The 1,425-nt window shown below is 73.3% G+C and carries 2 protein-coding genes; one reads left to right on the plus strand and one right to left on the minus strand.

Translation table 11 applies throughout. From position 1 onward, the window contains the following. A partial coding sequence (locus tag AX669_RS13500; RefSeq protein WP_197418814.1) for a hypothetical protein occupies window positions 1-229 on the plus strand: 229 nt, incomplete at its 5' end. On the opposite strand, the gene AX669_RS00710 is transcribed toward AX669_RS13500, so the two are convergent. After that, window positions 220-1,284 carry a hypothetical protein gene (locus tag AX669_RS00710; RefSeq protein WP_062255975.1) on the minus strand — a complete coding sequence of 355 codons (1,065 nt, stop codon included), beginning with the start codon at window positions 1,282-1,284 and terminating at the stop codon, window positions 220-222. The genes AX669_RS13500 and AX669_RS00710 overlap by 10 nt on opposite strands. Window positions 1,285-1,425: the final 141 nt, after the last annotated feature.

Genomic DNA, 1,425 nt, shown 5'->3' on the forward strand with positions numbered 1-1,425 from the left:
GCCGACGACCGAGCCCACGACGCCGACGGCCGGTTCGACGAGCTCCACCACCGGCGCGACGGAGACCGGTTCCGCTTCTGACAGCGCGTCCCCGACCACGACGACGGGGCCGAAGGTCGACACCGATGGCGTGAGCAACGAGCGCGCCGTCACAGGCCTCGCGGGCCTGGCTGTCGTCGTGGTGGCTGCCGGCGCGGGCATCGCGATGCGTCTGCGCCGTCAGAGCTGATCGTCGACAGCAGGGGGCTCATCGGCCCCCTCACGCGCAGCGCCGTCGTCCCTCGCGCTGGGGCGGCGGCGCTTCGCCGTGAGCGCGCCGCGCCACATCTGGTGCTCGATCGCGGCGGGCGTGATGCCCAACTGGACGGCCGCGGAGACGATGACGGCGTGGAGCTCGTCGGCGGTGAAGGTGTGGCCGGTGGCGCGGCGCGCGAAGGATCGGGTGAGGGGGCACAGCATGACGTCGTCGCACCCTGCGGCGAGCAGCAGATGACGCCACGTCGAGCCGGACGACTGGCCGGGCAGCACGCACCAGGCCCGTCGGAGGTCGTCGTCGTGGGCGGCCGCCACCAGGTCGGCGCATGACTCGATACCTCGGCCCGCGAGGAGCGCCGCCGCCTGACGGATGACGGCGCTCTTGTGGGGTGCGTCCACACTGGCGCGGGTGCGGTGGCCGGTGCCGATCTCCTCCCGCCACGTCGTCTCGCCCATGAGATCGAACGCGTGCAGCAGCTCCGACGCGGTGCCCGCCCCGAACGCGGCCTCGTGGCGGGCGACGACGGCGTCGACGGTGCTCGTCATGACGCGGGGCGTCATCACCGCATCGATGACGGCGCTGCTCAGGCCCTGACGCACCGGCACGGCGCGCCATGCAGACGGAGTGCCGCGCTCGAGCACGACGGCGACTGCGAGGGTCGCCGCGCACGACTCGAGATCGTCCCCTGGAACGAGACCGTCCTCGAGAGCTGGCTCGTTCTCCGGAGCAGGCGCGTCTTCGGGAGCGGCCGACTCACCGGCCGTCGGGTCAGCAGGGGACGGCTGGCTGGCCGACGGCGCCTCGTCCGACCCGAGGCCGGTTTCCGCCGGGCCGCCCGCGTCGGGATCGTCCGCCCCGGGGCCGGTCGCACCGAAATCGCCCGGCAGCCGATCGTCATGCGGCACGACACTGTCATGTGTCAGGAGGCCGGGGCTCATCCACGCGCCGACGAGCGTCGGTGCGGCGTCGTCGGGGGTGTCAGGCGCGGGGGTGTCGAACACGGGGCTGGGTGCCAGATCGTCGCTCATGGCTCGAGCGTGGCGGGCGGGCCATGAGCGGCGCCAACGTCAGCACGGCCACCCTGTGGATCAGCCTGCTCCGGCAGCGGAAAGAGCGCTCCAGCCGTCCGGCCTGTGGACGATGCGCCCGCGGTGGGAAGAAAGCGGCGG

Source organism: Dermacoccus sp. CCH2-D9 (genome assembly GCF_001556795.1).
In the GTDB taxonomy this organism is placed as follows: Bacteria; Actinomycetota; Actinomycetes; order Actinomycetales; family Dermatophilaceae; genus Dermacoccus; species Dermacoccus nishinomiyaensis.